The 3,765-nt window shown below is 52.5% G+C and carries 5 protein-coding genes and 1 pseudogene; all 6 read right to left on the minus strand.

Annotated features, from left to right (window positions below):
* Positions 1 to 1,031: DUF2130 domain-containing protein (locus WM40_RS25870; RefSeq protein WP_046154464.1), on the minus strand; the 1,031-nt coding region annotated here is incomplete at its 3' end.
* Between the two features lie 199 nt (positions 1,032 to 1,230).
* Positions 1,231 to 1,641, minus strand: coding sequence for a hypothetical protein (locus WM40_RS30505; protein WP_036013823.1), 411 nt, complete (start codon positions 1,639 to 1,641; stop codon positions 1,231 to 1,233).
* 9 nt (positions 1,642 to 1,650) lie between these two features.
* The gene (locus WM40_RS28355) at positions 1,651 to 2,361 is read right to left on the minus strand and encodes a hypothetical protein (protein WP_157793802.1); all 711 of its coding nucleotides are present in this window, start codon (positions 2,359 to 2,361) and stop codon (positions 1,651 to 1,653) included.
* Positions 2,362 to 2,541: 180 nt separating this feature from the next.
* On the minus strand, positions 2,542 to 3,081 hold the full coding sequence (locus tag WM40_RS25880) for a GNAT family N-acetyltransferase (RefSeq protein WP_046154465.1): 540 nt from the start codon (positions 3,079 to 3,081) through the stop codon (positions 2,542 to 2,544).
* The gene (locus WM40_RS25885) at positions 3,078 to 3,368 is read right to left on the minus strand and encodes a type II toxin-antitoxin system TacA family antitoxin (RefSeq protein WP_046154466.1); all 291 of its coding nucleotides are present in this window, start codon (positions 3,366 to 3,368) and stop codon (positions 3,078 to 3,080) included. Before WM40_RS25885 ends, WM40_RS25880 begins: the two co-directional genes overlap by 4 nt.
* 142 nt (positions 3,369 to 3,510) lie before the next feature.
* A pseudogene (locus tag WM40_RS32665) lies at positions 3,511 to 3,765 on the minus strand (DDE-type integrase/transposase/recombinase); the annotation flags it as partial.

The following is a 3,765-nucleotide window of genomic DNA, read 5'->3' on the forward strand; positions in this document are numbered from 1 at the left end:
GGCCGGACTACATACATCTTCGGATAGCGGTGAAACATGTCGACAATCCCGGTGTTGTAGAGCTCGCTGTCTGGTTCGAGCAGAGAGACCAGCACGGCGTACTCGCAGCCTTTCTCGGTGCGGTCCTTGTCCAGCTCTTTCAGGAAGTCTTCGTTCCTGTTCTTCGTCGCGGTTCGGTCGCTCTCGTTCTTCATCTCGAACATAATAGAGACGATCTCCACGCCGGATTCGTCCAAATCGCGAAAAATATAATCGCCCTTGCTACCCGTGCGAGCGTCGTTGTCTTTCTCGAAATACGCGCGCGGAAACGCTGTCGCCCGAATGCGGTTGAACTCGGTCTCGCAGTGCTGTTCGAGCGTTTCGCCCACCATCTTTGTCGACAGACGTGCCTTCATGTCACGCAGTCGTTCGATAGCGTCGTCGCGGTCCTTGATCTGCGTCTCGTATTTGTCCTTCAGTGACTGTTGCGCGAGCTGCTTTTCAAGCTCGGCCCGCGCGAGGCCGCTTTTCAGGTCGTCACGCTCCTTCTCGACAACACTGACGGCTTCGGTGATCGCGAGTTTCTTCGCAACCTCTACAGCGTCAAGCCTAGCCTTCAGATCCTGAATCTCCGCATCTTTCGTGGCTGCAGTCCTCTGAAGTTCGCTCACGAGCCTCGCCTCGGCTAACTCAGACACGGCATGTCTGTCACGTTTAGCCTGATCGAGCTCGTTCGCAAGCGCGTCACGCTCCTTTTCCACAGCGCTTAGCGCTTCGGTCACAGCGAGCTTCCTCGCGACTTCACCGGCATCGAGCTTGGCTTTCAATTCCTGGATCTCGAAGTCCTTTTGTACGGCAACCTTCTGCAACTCGTTGGCTACCTTGGTCGTAGCGAGCTCAATAGCATTCCGCTTGTCTAGCTCAGCCAACTCAAGACGCTCGTGCAATTGTTGTTCGAATTCGTTGTCACGAACCTGCTTCAGAATGTCCGCATACCCGGCCTCGTCAATCTTGAATGCTTTCCCGCAGTGTGGGCAGATGATTTCGTGCATGCCTACGTTCCCCTCGCTTTTGTCAGAATCGGCTTGTGTATCTCACAGGCGGCCCTTTCGCGGCAAGCATCGCCATCTGGTGCTCGACCAGCGGGAACCAATTAAACCAGACGGTTCTGGTGCAAATAACCGCACAAGTTGCTATATAGTCTGCGCAGATAGCATTGCGAACCAGCTGCCTCCTCGGACCCCGTTTCCGTCAACGGCCCAATTTTTGAACGATATCCAAAGCATCCGCCATTGCCACCGTGGCATCCAAATGTACGTCGGAAAACGTATCAGTCATGAAATTGAGTAGTTGATCTGGAAAACGCCTTAAAACGCCGTCATCTGAGCGGCAAAGACCTTCGTCCTTATCTCGGACCCAATCTCGAATATGTTCCGACGTCGCTTCTCTCGTAGCAATGAGTTCGGGATCGCTATCGTCGTATCCACATATGCGAATACAGCGCTCCAGCGTGGCAGCCATGCGCCAATCGTCGGACGTCCATTTTGGTGGTGAGTCGTCTGGTGGGTCCGTGACCATGATGCGCCCATAACGACTGAACCAGTCAGCAAACATCCAAACTGCTATCGTGTAGGCTTGGTTACCAATAGACGGTACGTACATTTCAGGCACTTAAAATGTGAATTTGTTGGTGAGAAAGAAGGCTGCGGAAGCTACTAGCATTACGAAACCAATGACGAGAACGGTGCCACGTTTCTCGTAGGTTTTTGCTATTGCCCATAGGAAAGGCGCACGTACAGCGTTATCATACGACCTTTCAATCCGGTTCAAACGGGATTGAAGCGCATCCGCCTCGGCCACCTTCTCCATCAAATTGCGATGCGCATTTCCTATGCAATCGAAAATCAGTTCTTCGGTTATGTTCTTCTTCCATGCGTCGACTGGGCTCAAGTGCTCAGCAAGCATGTCCAAGGATATCCCGGAGCGTTTCTCGGGCTGGTCATACGTGAAACGTAAGCCAAATTGTTCATAGAACCAGTTTCGGCGCGCTTTGTTTTCCGGGTATGCGTCGGATTCCAATAGCTTGACATTTTTTACGCTTGCGCTAGGCCATTGCTTCGCCCATGTCACCACTTCGTTCATCATGTATGTGCCAATGCGATGGCCTTTCATATAGGGAATATCCATGAATACACCGCCATCGTTCCATACCTGTGTAGATGTTATCGACACACGGTTATCAAAAGTACTGTATCCACCTAGGAAATTGCCACGAGAAAAAAAATCGTCAGGGCGCGCGCCGATCACTCGATATGCGATTTTGAAAGACACTTCACTGATACCGCCATCTGCGTATCTAGCGACATGCTCGATACGCTCCACAAGTAGCCGCGCTACGACACCCTTTTCTGGCTTTTTTTGGATGCCTCACTGCTAAAACATAGACATTAGGCTTGACTCGTCGTCCGTTGGAGTAGTGGGGTTCGACGCTAGGCAGCATAATAGGGTTATGTGTTGATTTAGGCACGCCGCCTCACAAACGACGGCCGCGCGAGACATCTTTCACAGCTGTTCGATATCGCCGTAAGCCGCGATGACTGTTTCCATGGGAAGGTAAAGCGTGCGGCTGTCGGCGGGAAATTCTATAAAAGCTTCGGTGCAACGAAGGTAGAAATCACGTGCAGCCGAATCTTTGGCATGGACCATAACCGCGGCAAAGCCGATCTCTTTCGATAAATGGGCAATGCGGCGCAGTGCATCGGACAGCAAATCTTTTCCAAGGCCCTTACCTGCGTATTGCCGATCTACCGCAAGGCGCCCTATTATGGTTACAGGTATCGCATCCGGCGCGTTACGCCTAAGCTTGCTTGGCGCATCGGCTCGCTGGACTGCACCTGTTGCGATGCAGAAAAAAGCGACGACCCGGTCTCCTTCAAGCACAACGTACGTTCTGGAAAATCGACTTTCATTCGTCAGAGCGCGACGTTTTAGCCAAAGGTTCAGCGCATCATTGCCACAATCGAACCCGGAGACATCGTCTGATGCACTGATGTGCTTGGGTGCGGACAAGCGGATCCTGTTCGAGCGCTCTCCTTCAGTCATGTTTTACGCCAAGCTGGTGTTCGCCTCACGAGTAAGCGCAGCTTTTCATCGGGCTCAGGCGGATTATCCAATGTGTTCGCAAAAACATCATATTGCTCAGGGTCCAGGACGAATAGTCGCTGATCCAAGAGGGTGTCGATAGCGTCGCGCCGGGCGCTATCGATCATGAATTCGGTCCGACTCTTGCCGAGAAGTGCAGCCGCGTCATCAATCAAGTTGCGCGTCTGTGCCTCGATTCGCAAGCTAATCGTGCCTTTGTCGGCAGCTGGTGAGATATTGGCGGCCATGATTGATCAGGAAGATGATCCCTGAGGAAAGAGAAAGTCGCCAAATTTTGACGTAACGTATTGACAATGTCAATACGCCTGCGCAACGGCATTGTCACGTTGATGATGATTTAGCGAAAAAGAGGCGCTTTACGGCCATTCTTTAAAACGCAGACGGATTTTGGCCCTGGAGCGTCAAGTGACGCCACGATTCCAATCGGAGCGTAAGCTCGCGACGATGTTCGGCTGCACAAAATCAGGTGTCGTTTTAGAGCAAAATGCTGTCGAATCGGGCCGAAAGTTCGAAAGGAAGCGCTGTGCTTGTCGCAAATCCCTTAAAGCCGCGCATGCGGCGCTCCCGCTCTCGGGTCGGTTGATGGCTGTTTTCGGCACGGTTATTCACGCGCGCGGCAGCACG

It is taken from the genome of Robbsia andropogonis (genome assembly GCF_000970345.1).
Lineage (GTDB): Bacteria > Pseudomonadota > Gammaproteobacteria > Burkholderiales > Burkholderiaceae > Robbsia > Robbsia andropogonis.

Excerpts from the sequence above, each read along its gene's own strand:
- WM40_RS30505 (WP_036013823.1), bottom strand. The coding sequence starts at position 1,641 with ATGTACGTACCGTCTATTGGTAACCAAGCCTACACGATAGCAGTTTGG.
- WM40_RS25880 (WP_046154465.1), bottom strand. The coding sequence starts at position 3,081 with ATGACTGAAGGAGAGCGCTCGAACAGGATCCGCTTGTCCGCACCCAAG.
- WM40_RS25885 (WP_046154466.1), bottom strand. The coding sequence starts at position 3,368 with ATGGCCGCCAATATCTCACCAGCTGCCGACAAAGGCACGATTAGCTTG.